Raw genomic sequence first — 17,598 nt, forward strand, 5'->3', positions numbered from 1 at the left:
TCGCAATGTTATGATGGGAATAGTAGGAACGTGCAGCACGTAAACAGAGAGTAAGCTCCATCGACTGAGAGAGCTTGCCGTGAACCGATTCCGAACCCGCCCCTGAACCGTCAACGATGAGTTGAACAGCCCCCTGCTGTTATCCAGGGAATCTAGAGTTGGGTGCAGCCTTTTGGCGTGCGCCAATCTAAGGTGGTACCGCGGAAGCTAACAGACTTTCGTCCTTATGTTATGAGGACGGGAGTCTTTTTTGTATCTACATGTACATATTTGCACAAGCAAAGGATGGGATCGTAATGACACAGCGCATCGTCGTGAAAATCGGCAGTTCTTCTTTAACTTCAGATACGGGTGGATTAAATCCCGATAAAATCCGCTTTTTCGCATCGGAACTAGCGCAATTGCAGCAGGACGGCAACCAAGTCCTGCTCGTGACGTCCGGCGCCGTTGCCGCAGGCTTCACCTCCCTTGGGTACCGCACGCGGCCCAAGGTGCTGCACGAGAAGCAAGCCGCTGCCGCTGTCGGGCAAGCGCTGCTCATGCAGGCGTACCATGAAGCATTTGCGTCCCACGGCGTAAGCGTGGCACAAATTTTGCTGACCCGGTACGACTTCTCCAACCGCAAGCGCGTTCAGAACGCGCTGATGACAATCGACGAGCTGCTGCAGCGCGGCGTAGTCCCGATTATTAACGAGAATGACACCGTCGCGGTGGATGAGCTGAAGTTCGGCGACAACGATACCTTGTCAGCCTTGGTAGGCAATTTGGTGAAGGCCAGCAAATTGATCATCATTACAGATATGGACGGCTTATACACGGACGATCCCCGCAAGAACGCGAACGCACAGCGTATCGATCGCGTAGCTGCCATCAGCGACGAGCTGTTCAGCTTCGCTGGAGGTTCAGGGAGCGCGGTCGGCACCGGCGGCATGCGCTCGAAGGTAGAAGCCGCCCGCATCGCGATGCGCGGGGGCGTGCCGGTCTTTATCGGGCGGGTGCTGGAGCCCGGCGATTTGCCGATTGCCGTTGGCGGCAGCGGCAAGGGCACATACTTTGACACGGCGCTGAATAATCTGCCGGTGAAGAAGCAGTGGGTAGGCTTCCACTCGCTGCCCCAAGGACAAATCCTCGTCGATCCGGGCGCGAGATTGGCTCTGATGAGCGGCGGCAAGAGCCTGCTCCCCGCCGGTATTATTGGGGCTACCGGGGACTTCCACCCCGGCGACGTGGTTGAAGTGCTCAGCAACGAAGGCAATCTGCTCGGACGCGGTGTCGTCAACTACGCAGCTTGGCAAATACAAGCTGCTGCGGGATTATCAACCGAGGAAGTGCAGAAGCGCGTCGAAGTGGCCAGAATTGAAGTCATACACCGCGATGAATGGGTTCCGCTAGCTTAAATAAGATAGATGAAAGTGAGGCACATGAGCGATGAGACAACAACGCATGTTGATCCCAACTTTACGAGATGTCCCGGGTGATGCTGAAGTCGCAAGCCACAAGCTGATGCTGCGCGCAGGATTGATCCGCCAGTTATCCAGCGGTATTTATTCCTATCTACCTTTGGGGCTTAAAGCCCTTCAACATATCCAAACCATCGTTCGAGAAGAGATGGACGCCGCCGGTGCGCAAGAAATGCTCATGCCAGCGCTCCATCCTTCCGAATTATGGAAAGCATCCGGTCGCTGGGACGTATATGGACCCGAATTAATGCGTCTGGAAGACCGGCATGGTCGTGAGTTTGCTCTAGGAGCAACCCATGAGGAAGTTATTACAACGATTGTGAAAGACGAAATTCAATCTTATAAAAAACTGCCTGTTACGCTTTATCAAATTCAAACGAAGTACCGGGATGAACGAAGACCAAGATTCGGCCTGCTGCGCGGACGAGAGTTCCTGATGAAGGATGCTTATTCCTTCGATCGTACTTCGAGCGGTCTCGATGAAAGCTACGAAAGCATGTACAACGTTTATGATCGCATTTTCACGCGTTGCGGGTTAAATTTCCGGGCGGTTGAAGCTGATTCCGGGGCCATCGGCGGTACAGATACGCACGAGTTCATGGCGCTCGCAGACATTGGGGAAGATACCATTGTTCATTGCCCATCTTGTCACTATGCTGCCAATTTGGAGAAAGCGGTTGGACAATTGCCATTTGCTCCTGCTGCAAGCAAGCAGCCAGACAAACAGGATAAACCTCAGAAAGTGCATACACCACAGGTGACCAGCATTAAACAGCTAAGTGAGTTCCTTCACATCTCGCCTCAGCAAATCATTAAATCCATCGCGATTGAAGTGAGCGGAGAACCTGTTATCGTTCTTCTTCGTGGTGACTGTGAGGTTAATGAAATTAAATTGAAGAATGTCTTAGGCGGTTCAGAATTCACTATGCTTTCCGAAGCTGACATTCATAAATTAGGCTCCATGGCTGGATTCATCGGACCGCTTGGACTTCAAAAAAATGTCAAGATCATCGCTGACTCCTCAGTCATAGGCATGCAGGACGCAGTCATCGGTGCTAATGAAGCCGATTATCACCTCATGCATGTTCAAGTCGAGCGCGATCTCGCCAACTTGACATATAAGGATCTACGTAATGTTACCGAGGGCGAGCGCTGCCTGACATGTGGCCATGTACTCTCATTTGCTAAGGGAATCGAAGTCGGTCATGTTTTCAAGCTAGGAACCAAATACAGCCGTTCACTAGGCGCTTCGTTCAGCGACGAGAATGGCGCTTCCGAGCCCATCATAATGGGCTGTTACGGGATTGGCGTTTCTCGTGTGCTAGCTGCCATTATTGAACAGAATTATGATGAACGCGGCATCATCTGGCCGGCATCCGTCTCTCCATTTGCCGTTCATTTGCTAACGGTTCACGTACAGGATGAGATTCAGATGAAGTTATCCACAGAGATTTACAAAACATTGACCGAAGCCGGATATTCCGTCCTCTGGGATGATCGTGAAGAACGTCCGGGCGTTAAATTCAATGATGCCGACCTGCTAGGCTTCCCACTTCGAATTACTGTAGGAAAAAAAGCTGCAGAGCATATCGTGGAATGTAAAGAACGCCGCAGTGGAGACCAATATGAACTTACAACGGAGCAAATAGCTGCGCACTGCCAAACTTTTTTCCAAACAGGAGGTCGATCTTCCCATGAGTGAAGTCGTTCAAAAGTCCAAATTAGCGAAACAAGCTGCCCAAACAATGGGTAATCTCACAATGGAACAGAAAAACACAGCGCTGCTGCTGATGGCAGATGCCCTTGTTACTGAACAACAAGCCATTATTGAAGCAAATGCCAAAGATCTGGAACGTGGCAGACAACTAGGCACTAGCGCTTCCCTGCTTGACCGTCTTGCTCTTAACGAAACGCGAATTGCAGCCATCGCCGAGGGTTTGCGGCAAATCGCTGAATTGCCCGATCCAATCGGGGATACGCTCGAGGACTTTGATCGTCCGAATGGCCTTCGCATTCGCAAGATTCGCGTTCCACTTGGCGTGATCGGCATCATTTATGAAGCAAGGCCTAATGTTACCGTGGATGCCGCAGGATTGTGCCTCAAAACAGGCAACGCCGTGGTGCTGCGTGGCGGCTCTTCCGCACTATTTTCCAATGAGAAAATCGTTGAGGTTCTGCATGGCGCGCTAAACCGTTCTGCCATCCCAGCTTATGCACTTCAATTAATCCTAAGCGCAGATCGCAGTTCTGTGGATGAAATGCTGAAATTGAACGGTCTGATCGACGTTCTCATCCCAAGAGGCGGACACTCACTTATTCAAAATGTTGTCAATAACGCCTCCGTCCCTGTCATTGAAACAGGAGCAGGTGTATGTCATACTTTTATAGACGAAAGCGCACAACTTGAAATGGCCATCGCGATTGGACTTAACGCCAAGGCTCAACGTCCTTCCGTCTGCAATTCGATGGAAACTCTGCTCGTGCATGAATCTGTGGCAGCCAAACATTTGAGCGCGATTGCGGAAGCTTTCACAGGCGCAAATGTCGAGCTTAGAGGAGATCAGCATGCTAGAGTATTAGTTCCAAGCCTGCAGAATGCTGCTGAAGCGGAATGGGCGACGGAATACGGAGATTACATTCTTAATGTCAAAGTGGTCCAAGATCTAGACGAAGCGCTTGACCACATTCGTGAGTTCGGCACGATGCATTCAGAGTGTATTGTGACGGAAGATGCATCCAATGCGGAGAGATTCCTGCAGGAAGTCGATGCGGCAGCGGTTTACCACAATGCGTCTACGCGTTTCACAGATGGCTTTGAATTCGGATTCGGTGCGGAAATCGGCATTTCTACTCAAAAACTGCACGCTCGCGGACCGATGGGTCTGCCAGCCTTAACTTCAACCAAATACCGCATCTACGGAAGCGGTCAAATACGTCAATAGTTTTTACAATTTGAGGAGGAATGTTCGATGTCCACAACTTTATCCCAAGCCAAAATCGCTTTTGTCGGCGCAGGCTCTATGTCGGAAGCCATTATCCGAGGTCTGATCCAAACCCAAGTAGCCGATCCGCAGCAAATTTATGTAATGAACCGTTCCGATCAAGACCGTTTAGCTTTTCTTCGTTCTGAGTATCGCCTGCAGGCCACTTCCGATCCCATTACCAAAGAGGATTACCTACGTCAAGCTAATGTTGTTGTCCTTTGTATGAAACCCAAAGATGTTGTGACTGCTTTTGAAGATCTGAAGCCTTTTTTGAATGAGGATCAGCTGCTCGTTTCCGTCATCGCCGGCCTATCCATCGCCAAAATGGAAATCTTGCTGGATTCGAAAATGGCCATCGTTCGTACAATGCCGAACACATCCTCAACGATTGGATTGGGAGCAACAGGAATGAGCTTCTCCGCAAACGTTAATGATACATTCAAGCAGCTCGCAACCCAAATGTTCGAAGCGGTAGGTATCGTATCCATTGTTGAGGAAGAGAAGCTTGAAATTCTTACTGGCGTATCCGGCAGCGGTCCTGCCTATGTCTACTATTTCATGGAAGCCATGATCAGAGCTGGCATCGAAGGCGGTCTAACCGAAGAAGATTCCCGTCAATTAACCCTGCAAACCGTACTTGGTGCCGCTCATATGGTCCAGCATACACAAGAAGATCCAGCTGAGCTTCGTCGCAAGGTAACATCGCCAAATGGTGCAACTCAGGCTTCAATTGAAGCACTGGATCAATACCAGTTTACAGAAGCTATAACGAAGGCCGTTTTCCGCTCAGCTGAACGGGCTAAAGAAATGGGCGAGCAAATCGCGGCCCCAAGTCCAGTGAGCAAATCGTCCTGAATGAAAGAGGTTTTATTCTAGCAAAGCAGGTGAACATTTACGATGAGTGCATATTGTTTAGCCACATATCGGAGTTTCGATGAGAAAGCCGATTTTCATAAAAAAGCAAATGGCATTGCTGTCGGCCTGACAGTCGGCTCTTGGACAGAGCTGCCTGAGGCTCAGAAGGCGCAAATGGAAAAGCATTTGGGAAAAGTGATTGCCGTGGAGGTTCATGAGCCTGCTGCTGGAGAGCCTGTCTCTACCCGCTATGCGGATATTACGATCGCTTACCCCGACGTCAATTTCAGCCGGGATATCCCTGCGCTATTAGTCACCGTTTTCGGCAAACTGTCCATGGATGGCAAAATTAAACTCATTGACTTGAAATTCTCCACTGATTTCCTTGCCGGCTTCTCTGGTCCCAAATTCGGCATGCAAGGCGTGCGCGACCTTCTTGGCGTGCATGACCGTCCGCTGCTGATGAGCATTTTCAAATCCGTTGTCGGTTATGAACTCCCGGCGCTGCGCGAACAATTTTATTTGCAAGCGGCAGGCGGTGTGGATTTAATCAAGGACGATGAGATCCTATTTGAAAATCCGTTAACTCCGCTTGAGAAACGGATTGAGATTTGTATGGAGGCTGCTGAACAAGCATCTAAAGAAACCGGCCAGAAGCTGCTGTATGCCGTGAACTTGACCGGACCTACCTCGAAGCTAGCTTCCCAAGCCAAAAAAGCAATTCGAGCAGGAGCTAACGCCCTTTTATTCAACGTATTAGCCTACGGATTCGATGTCCTGCATGAGCTAAGCGCTGACCCTGAGATTACGATTCCAATTATGGCGCATCCAGCAATGGCAGGTGCAACGTATCCTTCACCGCATTACGGGATCTCCCCTTCTGTGCTGCTAGGTAAATTGATGCGGCTTGCAGGAGCAGATCTGGTGCTCTTCCCTTCTCCTTACGGTTCTGTGGTTATGCCTAGAGAAGAAAACCTAGCGATCAAGCATGTACTGTTAACAAATGATCTACATACCGATTACAGCTACAAGGCTCCGGCAGAAGCTCCTTTGAAACTGGCTGCTTCCTTCCCTGTACCGTCTGCGGGTATACACCCTGGCTTGGTGCCTCTCATTCTGAGAGACTTCGGTCAAGATGTTATTGTGAATGCGGGAGGTGGCATTCATGGCCATCCGCTTGGTACAATCGCCGGAGGACGAGCTTTCCGTCAAGCCATAGATGCAACGCTGCAAGGTGTTCAACTTCGCGAATACGCCCAAACACATCCAGAATTACAATCAGCTATTGACACTTGGGGGATCAGAGAATGAGTAAGGAACGCATCATTTTTTGCGATTTTGACGGTACCATTACCATGAATGATAATATTGTGGCTATCATGAAGCATTTTAACCCAGCAGGTTGGGAACCGATTGTGGAACGCATTTTGGATAAAAGCATTTCTATTCGTCAAGGCGTCGGCCAAATGTTCGCCCTGCTGCCCACTTCACGCAAAGATGAAATTGTTGAGTATGCCATTAAGAACGCAGTCATCCGAGATGGTTTTGGGGAATTCGTGGACTACTGCAAAGAGCAAAACATCAAGTTGTTAATCACAAGCGGCGGCATCGATTTCTTTATATACCCGCTTCTGAAGCCTTTTCCCATTCCGCATGAGCACATTTACAGCAATACCTCCTCATTCGAAGGAAGCGTCATTGAAATTTTGTGGCCTAACAAATGTGATGAGTATTGCCAGACGGACTGTGGCATGTGTAAAACAAGCATCATTCGTTCTTATGATGCCAACCGGTATGAGCGGATCCTCATCGGAGACAGCATTACAGATTTCGAAGGAGCTAAGCTGGTCGATACCATTTTTGCACGCTCCCATTTAGTCAATATGTGTGAGGAGCTTGGATATGCGTATTACCCATTCGATACCTTCTTCGATATTATGAAGCAATTGGAGGCTGAACCTGTAGTATGAGTATTTTACTCGAAGAGAAACAACGCGCTTTCGCCGAACTGCGTGACATTAAAGCCAATTTAGCAGCAAGAGGCTGGTTTCCTGCGACTAGCGGCAATTTATCCGTTCGTGTAGGCGGCTTCGAGCCTGAACAATTCACTTTCGCCATTACTTCAAGCGGCAGAGATAAATCTGTGCAGACGCCGGAAGATTTCCTGCTTGTTAATGAGAAAGGCGTTGCTACCGAAGCTACAAGCCTGAAGCCTTCAGCTGAAACGCTAATCCATAGCGAGATTTATCGCTTAACAGGCGCTGGCGCTATTTTTCATGTGCATACCATTTTCAATAATTTGATTTCTGAACTTTATTGGGAGCGCAAAAGCATTCCCGTCGATGGCGTTGAGCTGATCAAAGCCTTCAACATCTGGGATGAAGAAGCTCAAATTGAGATTCCGATTTTACCAAACTATGCGCAAATCCCTCGTATCGCCGCGCTTGTCGAAGATGCCATTATCCCGCGGATTCCTGGAATTGTCCTGCGCAAGCACGGTATTTATGCATGGGGTGCGAATGCATTCGAAGCTAAACGTCACTTGGAAGCATTCGAATTCCTGTTTGAATACGTATATCGCTCTCATTTGCTGAATAAATAAGGTGATCATCGGAAGTAAACCAAAGAGGCTGACTCAAGGTCTGAAATGACCAGAGAGACAGCCTCTTACTTATAAACCGATTCGGTAACTTTATTGCCAAGTGTAGAGGGAACTACGATCCGCTATTCCTTAGGAATGAATCGATTTCCTCTTTGAGGCGGAACTATGATCCTCTATTCCCCCTATTTTAAGCTCCATGTAAGGTTAATAGCACAAATAAAGCCCTGTAGTTCCGCTTCACCCCTGCTACCACCAGATGTCGCATAAATAGCGCCCTCTAGTTCCTATAAACCTCGCATGCCGCTATAATTTGATAGGGCATTGGCTCTGCATAGAGAAAAATAGACCGTCTCATTGGCAGATTACTCTGCTTTTGAGACAGCCTCTTACTTTACCTAGATTGTCTGAAACGTTGTGAATATTCCTTCGCTTGATCCACTGTACCTACTCGGTTGCGGCTCCATTCCAGCAGAATTCGGTCAATATATCGGAAGTGTACCTTGCCGGCAAAAACAGCTTCCTTCAATGCCGTCATTATAAGCTCTTCCTTGTATTGATCCTTGTCTAACCAACCGCTGATCGTTTCCAGCTCCATCGGTGTTAATGGACGCGCAAACTCTTTTTCGAACGTAGAGAAAATATTTCTGGCTCCCTCATCGGTCGGCACTGTTGTGCGCAAAGCCGATAATTTGGCCAGTTCTTGCTCAGCTACCTGTTTGGCTAGCTTACGGTAAAGCGGTGTGAGATTATATTTCTCGCTGCGAATCCCAGTCGATTCTTCCATGTCTTCATCAATCGTGATGAATTGCTCATGAATCAACTTCTGTAAGCTGGCTATGACCAAATCTGGGGAAGCCGACATGCGGGATTGAATCTCATCCGTAGTTGGAAAATCATACTTTTCCTTATCCAAGAAGGAAATGAGATGGATTAGCGTCATGACCTCGATTTCGCTTAACTGAAGGGCACGATAGTTCTTCAGCAGAAGAAGCGGTACCGCGACGCTGCCCTCTTGGAAGCTGGCCAATAGAACGGCCTCGATCTGCTGCTGTGTTATGAACGATTTACTCATCCGGTCTCCTTTCTACCTTTGGTCGATAAACGGATTACGGATATAGACGATATAGCAAGCGTGGGAATGGAATCGTTTCGCGAACGTGATCTAGACCACAAATCCAAGCAACGGTACGTTCAAGACCAAGGCCGAAACCTGAATGCGGCACCGTTCCGTATTTCCGTAGGTCGAGATACCATTGGTAGGCTTCTTTGGACAGTTCGTGCTCTTTGAAGCGTTGTTCCATTAATTCTGGATCATCGATCCGCTGGCTGCCTCCGATAATTTCGCCATACCCCTCAGGTGCAATCATATCCGCACATAGTACGACTTCTGGACGGCTAGGATCTGGTTTCATATAAAAAGCTTTAATTTCAGTTGGCCAATGTGTAATGAACACAGGTGTTTCATATTCTGCGGCAATGGCCGTCTCATGCGGCGCTCCGAAATCTTCGCCCCACTCAAATTCATGGCCGTTCTTTTGCAGGAATTCAACGGCTTGATCATACGTAATACGCGGGAAAGAGCCTTTGATTTTCTCCAACTTGGACGTGTCACGCTCTAAGGTTTCCAGCTCTTGTGTACAATTTTTGAGCACAGTCTGCACGATATGAGAAACGAATTGCTCCTGAACTTCGAGGTTCTCGGCATGGTCCACGAACGCCATTTCCGGCTCGATCATCCAGAACTCAATCAAATGCCTTCTAGTCTTCGATTTCTCAGCACGGAACGTTGGCCCGAAGGAATACACGCGACCCAGCGCCATCGCAGCCGCTTCCATATACAGTTGTCCGCTTTGCGTTAGGAAGGCATCCTCATCAAAGTATTTGGTGTGGAACAAATTCGTCGTTCCCTCGCAAGAGGATGGAGTCAGAATCGGCGGATCTACCAGATGGAAACCGCGATCATTGAAAAATTGCTGAACAGCTTGAATAATTTGAGCGCGAATGACAAGAACCGCACGTTGGCGCGGACTACGAATCCACAGATGGCGGTTGTCCATCAAGAAATCAACGCCATGCTCCTTCGGTGTGATCGGATATTCTTCGGTTACTTGAATGATCTCTACGCCAGTAACATCGAGCTCAAAGCCGCCTTTGCTGCGCGTATCCTCTTTCACATTGCCTGTTATGTACAGCGAGCTTTCTTGTGTCAGCTTGGACGCCGCTTCCCATACATCTTCTCCGACATCACTTTTCACCACGACACCCTGTATATATCCTGAACCGTCTCTAAGTTGTAAAAATTGAATTTTACCGCTAGACCGTTTCTTGTTTAGCCAACAGCCAATTGTAACTGACTCGCCGACATGATGTTTTACTTCACCTATCGTACATTTCATACTGATATAGTACCTCCTTGAGTTTTCGTGCGAACCTTCTTTAGCCGGGTTCCCCCTGCTAAAGAAGGCGCTTTTCTATTGTACACTATTTCGAGCAAAGATTCAGTGTGTGGTTGATTGAACCAGATGATAGGTGTCTCTTGCGATAACCCATTCTTCATTCGTTGGTATGACCAGCACTTGCACTTTGGAATTCATAGTCGAAATGCGTCGTTCCTGCCCTCTTCCCGCGCGGTTTGCGGCTTCATCGAACTCCACCCCGAGGTAGGTCAGATGCTCGCAAACCCGCTTGCGCAGCACTTCAGAATTCTCACCGACACCTGCTGTAAATACGATTGCATCCACGCCATTCATGGCCGCGGCGTAAGCTCCGATGTATTTGCGCAAGCGATACTCATACATCTCAAAAGCCAGCTTAGCGTTCTTATCTCCAGCTTCCATCGCTTCTGTGATCTCCCGCATATCGCTGGATATCCCCGAGATCGCCTGCAGGCCGCTGTGCTTGTTCAGCATGGAGGAGATCTCCCCAAGCGTTAAATCCTCCTTGCCCATCGCATAAGGCACGATAGCAGGATCCAGATCGCCGCTGCGCGTGCCCATCATTAGACCTTCGAGCGGGGTCAACCCCATGCTCGTATCCACGGACTTGCCGCCCTCTATGGCGGCGCAGGAAGCTCCGTTACCGATATGGCAGGTAACGAGCTTCAGCTGCTCGAGCGGGCGGCCTAGAAAGGCAGCAGCACGTTCGCTGACATAGTTGTGCGAAGTACCATGAAAACCATAGCGGCGCACTTTGTGCTTCCGGTACAACACCATCGGTACCGGGTATAGGTAGGCCTGCGCCGGCATGGACTGATGGAAGGCCGTGTCGAAGACAACGGCCTGAGGAACATCCGGCATGTTCGCCTCCACGGCGGATATGCCGAGCATATGCGCCGGATTGTGCAGCGGCGCCAAATCAAAGAGCCGCTTAATCTCCTGTTTCACCTCGTGGTTCACGAGGACGGAGCTTTTGAAGCTTTCACCGCCGTGGACCACGCGGTGACCGACAGCTTGAATCTCTGCTGTTGACGCGAGCACCCCATGCTCAGGATGCACGAGCAGCGCAAGCACCTTGCGGATCGCGGTTGTATGCTCCAGAATTTCACTCACCTCGTGAACTTCTGCCTTATCCTTCGGTTCATGCACCAGGATAGCGGTTTCCATCCCAATCCGCTCCACGCGGCCTTTCGCCAGAACCGTATCATTTTCCATATGAAAAAGCTGATATTTGAGCGATGAGCTTCCCGCATTGATGACGAGAATGTTCATAACCTGTCACCATCCTTGTCATAGAGGAAAAATCCTTCTCCCGTTTTGACACCTAATTGACCGGCACGCACCATTTTCTTCAGAAGAAACGAAGGGCGATACTTAATGTCCCCATAATCCCGGAACATCCCTTCAAGTGCGTCATGCACAGCATCCAAGCCGAATCGATCGCACATTTCCAACGGTCCGTACTTGAAATCGTACCCTATCCGCATCGCGGTATCGATGTCTTCCGCCGTAGCTACGCCTTCAGACAACGTATGCAAAGCCTCATTGATGAGCGTGCATATCAGTCTCGACGTAATATAACCAGGCGATTCATTGACTTTAATGCCTTTCTTATGAATGAACTCTTCGACAAATCGTCTGGTTTGTTCAAAAGTTTCATCGGACGTCTTCATCGCCCGGATAATCTCTACTAGATTTACTTTCGCAACCGGATGCAAGAAATGAAGGCCAATGACCCTCTGCGGATGGGTTGTAATAGCAGCAATTTCGGTTACGCTGAGTGTTGAAGTATTCGTGGCCAAAATAATAGATGGATTGCAAATTTGATTCAATTGAAAGAAGACATGCTTTTTGGCATTCAAATCCTCCGTAATGGTTTCAATGACCATATCGCAGGCGGCCATGTCTTGGAGAGAATCCGCTTTCTTTATTTTAGCTAAAATGAGCTTTTTCTCCGCTTCGGTCAAAGCCCAGCGTTCGATTTGTTTATCTAAACTTACCTGGATTTGCTCGAGGGCGCGATCCAGCTTCTCTACGGTTTTCTCAACAAGTAGCACCTCTAGGCCGCTGGCTGCAAGCATTTCAGAAATACCTTGCCCCATCGTGCCGCCGCCAACTACACCAATCGTTTTAAACACCATGCCATATTTCTCCTTCTTTAGGGCTCATACTTATCATTCACAACTGTAAGACAATACAACCTATGGAACCCACTCATATCATACAATTTTTAGTTCCAAATTTCATTACTAGTCACAAAACCTTGCGGAAGCTTTACGAGCTTTGACACAAATCATGCATAAAAAAGAGGCTGTCCCGAAAATAGCAGCTCTATCGCTATTTTCAGTGACAACCTTTGGGAATCCTATGCACTTTGTGAAACAGAAGCATCAAACAATTTACGGAACGTATCCCCTGAGATGACTTCTTCCCTCATCAAAATAGCGAAGGAATGGTCAAATACACTTCGTTGCTGCTCCAGCAGCGCCTTCGTGCGTATCATCAGCGCATCTAGGATAGCGGTATTCTCTTTCATCAATTGATCCTTGGTGACCATTTCACGGTCAATGATACCAAGCGACGTTAAGCCGGAGTCCATCATATTGCGCACCATAGAAAGAGCTTGCTCAAAGTCATTACGCGAGCCCGTACTACGTCCGCCATAGAAGATTTCCTCGGCCGCGGCGCCGCCTAAAGCGATCATAATTTGCTGCTCGATATAATCCTTCGTGTACAAATAATGATCCTTCGGTGGGTTATGGCGCACATAACCGAGCGCTTTCCCACGCGGACTAACGGTTACTTGCGAAACCGAACCAGGACGAACGAGCTCAGCAATAATAGCATGGCCCAGTTCATGATAAGCAACGCGTTCTTTCTCATCCTGCGCGGTTTCCTTATCTGTCCGCTCACCCATCATGATTTTATCAATCGCAGATGCCAAATGATGTTGTTCAATTTCCTTTTTATCCTCACGCATGGCATAAATGGCCGCTTCATTCAGAACACCTTCCAACTGCGCTCCAGAGAAACCAAACGTTTGTTCCGCAATAGCATCTAAGGAAACTTCGCCACCCAACGGCTTATTTCTCACATGAATATTCAGAATAGAAAGGCGGCCTTTCTTATCTGGCAAATCAACTTCAATATGACGGTCAAAACGCCCAGGACGAAGCAGTGCGCTGTCGAGCATTTCTTTACGATTCGTTGCAGCCATAATCAAAATACGCGGAGCGTCATTCGTATGAATACCGTCCATTTCAGTTAACAACTGGTTCAATGTTTGGTCATACTCGCGCTGTTGACCACCATCACGCTTACCACCAATAACATCAATTTCATCGATAAAAATAATCGCGTTATCCTTGCCTTCTTTCACAGCGCGGCTTCTTGCTTCCTTAAAAAGATCACGAACACGGCTTGCGCCTACACCGACATACATCTCCACAAATTCACTGCCTGATGCCGCTAAATAAACGGAATTTGTATAATGAGCTGCTGCTTTTGCCATCAACGTTTTACCTGTACCAGGAGGACCTGTAAGCAATATCCCTTTGAGAGGACGAATGCCCAGTTTCTTAATTTCTTCGTGTTTAATCAAAAAATCTAATGCTTCCGTCAATTCTTTCTTCGCACGATCCTGTCCGCCAATCTCATCGAAGGTGAGAAAAGCTGGTGTCCGAGATTTGCTTTTACGATCGCCGCCACCGCCTGAAGAAACGCCTACACCGCCGCGGCCTCTAATCATATAAAATAAGGAAACACCTAATACGCCTACAAATAAAATAGGGATAATATTGACGCCTAAGAAAATTAAGAAGACTAGCAATACCGGAATAACGCCTATACCAATCTCTTTATAAATTTTACTCATTCGGCCACACTCCAATCTGCGTGGATCTAGGAAGCATAATGAACTTTGTGGCATCACCATCTGTCAAACGAATATAAACATAAGTTTGGTCCATTTCACTTTCAACCTTCAAACTGGGCATATCAGACGCATACTTTTGAAGGGTCGTTGGGATGTCCGCATAATGCTTGGTCTCCATCGCTTGAGCGACTTCGAATAAAGCTTTGGACCACCATTCATCAAGCTTCTCAGATGGATTATCCTTTACTTGAATATTCACGGTGCGTTTGCCAATAATCGATGCCCCATCTTTGTTAATTTGTTCAACAACTGTTCTTAAATTCGCATCTGCCTTTAAGCTAACTTCTATATCAACACGATCTTTATCCAATTTCATCGTTGAGCTTGTCACCCCGGGAACCTTACTAATGATATCTGATAATGGGTTTTCCATAGCGAAACTTGTATAAGCGAACCAGCCTCCGAATAATACGCCGGCAGAAATAATGACACTCAGTACGACAGGTAAGAGACGTAGCTTCATGAGTCAACGTCCCCCTTTCTCGATATATTATGTTGCGTCCAATTCCATACGATTAGTATATCACGCGGTATATATAGTGACCTTATGAAATGAGTGGAAACAACAAAACTCAGCCTATTGCAGGCTGAGTCTGTATGTATCCAGATAGAGTCCATCTTTGAATTTATAATAATCATAAAAATATCTTGTGCCTCTATCGTCTATCTTTTTATAAAAAACTTCCCATACATACTCCTGACCAAGCTTCCCAGGCATGACACGCTCAATCTCCACACCCGGATTTTTCTTCGTTACGGCATCCCGAATTTGTGCTTCCGTGGAACCTTCTGAAGCCATCTCGGTGTGAACATCCTTATCGGATACCCATACAATGACACCTTGTCCAAGCTTATCTTCCCCATAGACGATCCGAAATGGCTCATCTCCATAAAAGAAATCCACTTTTTCAGCTTTCGTCATAATGCTTTTCTCAAAAGCAGTTTCTACCGCAACGCGTTTCCCGTCCCAATGATCTTTTTGCACATTTAAGTAAAAGCGGCTGAGCACAACGCCAAGCGTCAATACAATAAACACGCCAAAAGTAATTATTCTCGTTCGCTTTGCACCCATTAGCGCCGCTCACCTCCCCAAACAACTGCCGGCACCATCTAACCTATTAATCTGTCGAAGCACATTTCAAATTCACGTTTAATTTTTTCCTCATCCATCGTTAAGCATTCCCCTTTGCGAACAAGCCAATTGCCGTCAACACAGACATCAACGACATCTTTGGCACATGCGGAATAAACAACGTGAGAAACAAAGTCTGTTTTGGGCAAGAAATGAGGTTGATCCATATCCAGCGCAATAAAGTCCGCTTTCATGCCTGGTTGCAGCAATCCTACGTTATCCAACCAGATGGATTCCGCTCCCATCTTCGTTCCTAGCAGAAGCGCTTCAGCAGCAGGTACAGCGAGCGGATCGCCAGACACTCCCTTGTGAATCAACGCGGCAAGTCTCATTTCTTCAAACATGTCCAAATTGTTATTTGACGCTGCACCATCCGTGCCAAGTGAAACCTTCACCCCAGCGCGAAGCAATTCAGGCACACGCGCTACGCCGGAAGCAAGCTTCAGGTTGCTTCCTGGATTGTGGGAAACGCGAACATCATATTGTTTTAGAACGCTAATTTCTTCATCCGTTAAATGTACACCATGCGCTACAAGCGTTGGTCTGCTGAACACACCGATCTTCTCCAGATGTGCAACAGGACGCAGTCCGTATTGGTCCACATTGCCTTGCACCTCACGGCTAGTTTCCGACATGTGCGTATGAATCGGCAAATTCAAATCGTGAGCCGCTTGAACGATACGTTCTATATAATCCGGAGGACATGTGTAAGGCGCATGAGGAGACATCATCGTCGTGATACGTCCGTTCGCAGCTCCATGCCAGGTTTTTGCAAACTCAGTAGCTTCCTTCAGTTTAGCCGTCTGTACATCAACTGGGCACAGTCCGATCACACCGCGGGCAAGAACGCCGCGCATCCCGGATTCTGCTACAGCCTTTGCCACTTCGTTCATATGGTCGTACATATCTACGAAGGTAGTGGTACCGCCTTTCATCATTTCCAAAATAGACAGGCTAGTGCCCCATTTCACATCTTGGGCCGTGAATTTCGCTTCCATCGGCCACATTTTCTCTTCTAGCCAAATTTGAAGCGCTAAATCATCGCCATAACCTCTAAGTAACGACATCGCGGCATGACCATGGGTATTGACCAAGCCAGGCATGTACAACTTATTCGTACCATCGATGATTTCATCGTAGTTTTCCTTGGGTTCAGGAGTTTGTTCACCGATATATGTAATCAGATCGCCTTCTATGACCATGCAGCCTTTGATAGATGATTTTCCTTCAATAGTAGAAATGAAATGACCGTTCATAATTAATGTTTTTTTCATACTAAAAAACCCTCTCTATGCTCATTCTAAATTAAATACCGCTTTATAAACTTTACATCTTCAGGCTTGTAAAATCAAGGAAGCGCATAATGTTAAGTAATTGTAAATTGTCACGGAATTTTCGTTGCTTTCCCTCCAATTGTTATGATATTTTTAACTTTGTGAGTTTTTTCAACAAGTTGGTCTATTTATCTTATAAATTCGATCAAAATCTTGTACATATAGTAAATACTAGGAGGCATTTATGACCACGTTATTCACAAAAAAGAACGAAGTCGATTTCTTGCAACTGCTCATCCGCGCTGCAGAGAACGCATTGCACACTGCACAGCTGTTCCGTACAGCCATGATGGGTGACAAACCCCCAATAGACTACGTTCAGTCCATTCACGATCTAGAACATGCAGGAGACTCCATCACTCACGAAATTTTCAAGGGCCTCAATAAAGTCTTCATTACACCGATCGATCGTGAGGACATCATGGTTCTTGCCTCCAAAGTGGATGATGTCACGGATGGTATTGAAGCTACAATCGCTCGTTTTGACTATTTGAACGTGTCGCATACAGATGCCTATATGAAAGACTTCTCAGCTGTCATTGTGGAGTCCTGCCAACATATGCTTGATGCCTTCAAGCTGCTTGCGAAGAAGAAATATATGCAAATCCCTGAGCATACGGTTGCAATTAACTCCCTTGAGAATGACGGGGACCGCTTGATGCGTGAGGGAATTCGCCAAATTTTCATCACACGCAAAGACCCGTACGAAGACTTCAAACTAAAAGAAATCTACGAGCGCTTAGAAGAGACAACGGACGCTTGTGAAGACGTAGCTAATATCCTAGACAGCGTGGTACTTCGTTATTCATAAGACTTTAATCGGTCGATGTGTACGAAGGATAGTTTTCCGCATGGAAAGCTC

16 protein-coding genes are annotated in these 17,598 nt (G+C 47.5%); 8 read left to right on the forward strand and 8 right to left on the reverse strand.

Features of this window, described 5'->3' with window-relative positions; all coding sequences use genetic code 11:
• Positions 1-296 precede the first annotated feature (296 nt).
• From proB to mtnB, 7 genes are read left to right on the forward strand one after another with little or no spacing between them, the layout of a single operon-like run.
• A complete protein-coding gene (proB, locus tag AC58UW_RS12290) occupies positions 297-1,397 on the forward strand; it encodes a glutamate 5-kinase (RefSeq protein WP_497420944.1) in 1,101 nt (366 codons plus the stop codon).
• Positions 1,398-1,428: 31 nt separating this feature from the next.
• Positions 1,429-3,162, forward strand: coding sequence for a proline--tRNA ligase (locus AC58UW_RS12295; protein ID WP_497420945.1), 1,734 nt, complete (start codon positions 1,429-1,431; stop codon positions 3,160-3,162).
• Positions 3,155-4,402: a glutamate-5-semialdehyde dehydrogenase gene (locus AC58UW_RS12300; protein ID WP_497420946.1), complete on the forward strand. Its 1,248-nt coding sequence runs from the start codon at positions 3,155-3,157 to the stop codon at positions 4,400-4,402. Before AC58UW_RS12295 ends, AC58UW_RS12300 begins: the two co-directional genes overlap by 8 nt.
• A 27-nt stretch (positions 4,403-4,429) precedes the next feature.
• Positions 4,430-5,299 (forward strand): pyrroline-5-carboxylate reductase, encoded by an 870-nt coding sequence (gene proC, locus AC58UW_RS12305; RefSeq protein ID WP_497420947.1) that lies wholly within the window; start codon positions 4,430-4,432, stop codon positions 5,297-5,299.
• Positions 5,300-5,341: 42 nt separating this feature from the next.
• A complete protein-coding gene (locus AC58UW_RS12310; RefSeq protein WP_497420948.1) occupies positions 5,342-6,610 on the forward strand; it encodes a 2,3-diketo-5-methylthiopentyl-1-phosphate enolase in 1,269 nt (422 codons plus the stop codon).
• Positions 6,607-7,269, forward strand: coding sequence for a 2-hydroxy-3-keto-5-methylthiopentenyl-1-phosphate phosphatase (locus tag AC58UW_RS12315; protein WP_497420949.1), 663 nt, complete (start codon positions 6,607-6,609; stop codon positions 7,267-7,269). The genes AC58UW_RS12310 and AC58UW_RS12315 overlap by 4 nt, the downstream gene beginning before the upstream one ends.
• Positions 7,266-7,901 carry a methylthioribulose 1-phosphate dehydratase gene (gene mtnB / locus AC58UW_RS12320; protein ID WP_497420950.1) on the forward strand — a complete coding sequence of 212 codons (636 nt, stop codon included), beginning with the start codon at positions 7,266-7,268 and terminating at the stop codon, positions 7,899-7,901. The genes AC58UW_RS12315 and mtnB overlap by 4 nt, the downstream gene beginning before the upstream one ends.
• A gap of 391 nt (positions 7,902-8,292) precedes the next feature.
• Here mtnB and AC58UW_RS12325 read toward each other — a convergent pair whose 3' ends face one another.
• From AC58UW_RS12325 to AC58UW_RS12360, 8 genes are all read right to left on the reverse strand, one after another.
• Positions 8,293-8,973, reverse strand: coding sequence for a DnaD domain protein (locus AC58UW_RS12325; protein ID WP_497420951.1), 681 nt, complete (start codon positions 8,971-8,973; stop codon positions 8,293-8,295).
• 34 nt (positions 8,974-9,007) lie between these two features.
• Positions 9,008-10,303, reverse strand: coding sequence for an asparagine--tRNA ligase (asnS, locus tag AC58UW_RS12330; RefSeq protein ID WP_497421194.1), 1,296 nt, complete (start codon positions 10,301-10,303; stop codon positions 9,008-9,010).
• A 96-nt stretch (positions 10,304-10,399) separates the two neighbouring features.
• Positions 10,400-11,608 carry an acetate kinase gene (locus AC58UW_RS12335; RefSeq protein WP_497420952.1) on the reverse strand — a complete coding sequence of 403 codons (1,209 nt, stop codon included), beginning with the start codon at positions 11,606-11,608 and terminating at the stop codon, positions 10,400-10,402.
• A complete protein-coding gene (locus AC58UW_RS12340; RefSeq protein WP_497420953.1) occupies positions 11,605-12,477 on the reverse strand; it encodes a 3-hydroxyacyl-CoA dehydrogenase family protein in 873 nt (290 codons plus the stop codon). The genes AC58UW_RS12335 and AC58UW_RS12340 overlap by 4 nt, the downstream gene beginning before the upstream one ends.
• A 224-nt stretch (positions 12,478-12,701) precedes the next feature.
• Positions 12,702-14,210 (reverse strand): AAA family ATPase, encoded by a 1,509-nt coding sequence (locus AC58UW_RS12345; protein ID WP_497420954.1) that lies wholly within the window; start codon positions 14,208-14,210, stop codon positions 12,702-12,704.
• The gene (locus AC58UW_RS12350) at positions 14,203-14,733 is read right to left on the reverse strand and encodes a hypothetical protein (protein WP_497420955.1); all 531 of its coding nucleotides are present in this window, start codon (positions 14,731-14,733) and stop codon (positions 14,203-14,205) included. The genes AC58UW_RS12345 and AC58UW_RS12350 overlap by 8 nt, the downstream gene beginning before the upstream one ends.
• A 114-nt stretch (positions 14,734-14,847) precedes the next feature.
• Positions 14,848-15,342, reverse strand: coding sequence for a cell wall elongation regulator TseB-like domain-containing protein (locus AC58UW_RS12355; protein ID WP_497420956.1), 495 nt, complete (start codon positions 15,340-15,342; stop codon positions 14,848-14,850).
• Between the two features lie 38 nt (positions 15,343-15,380).
• A complete protein-coding gene (locus AC58UW_RS12360) occupies positions 15,381-16,676 on the reverse strand; it encodes an amidohydrolase (protein ID WP_497420957.1) in 1,296 nt (431 codons plus the stop codon).
• 244 nt (positions 16,677-16,920) lie between these two features.
• Between AC58UW_RS12360 and AC58UW_RS12365 the strand changes: the two genes are divergently transcribed.
• Positions 16,921-17,547, forward strand: a complete 627-nt coding sequence (locus tag AC58UW_RS12365; RefSeq protein ID WP_497420958.1) for a DUF47 domain-containing protein — start codon at positions 16,921-16,923, stop codon at positions 17,545-17,547.
• Positions 17,548-17,598: the final 51 nt, after the last annotated feature.

This window comes from Paenibacillus sp. J22R160, assembly GCF_059692135.1.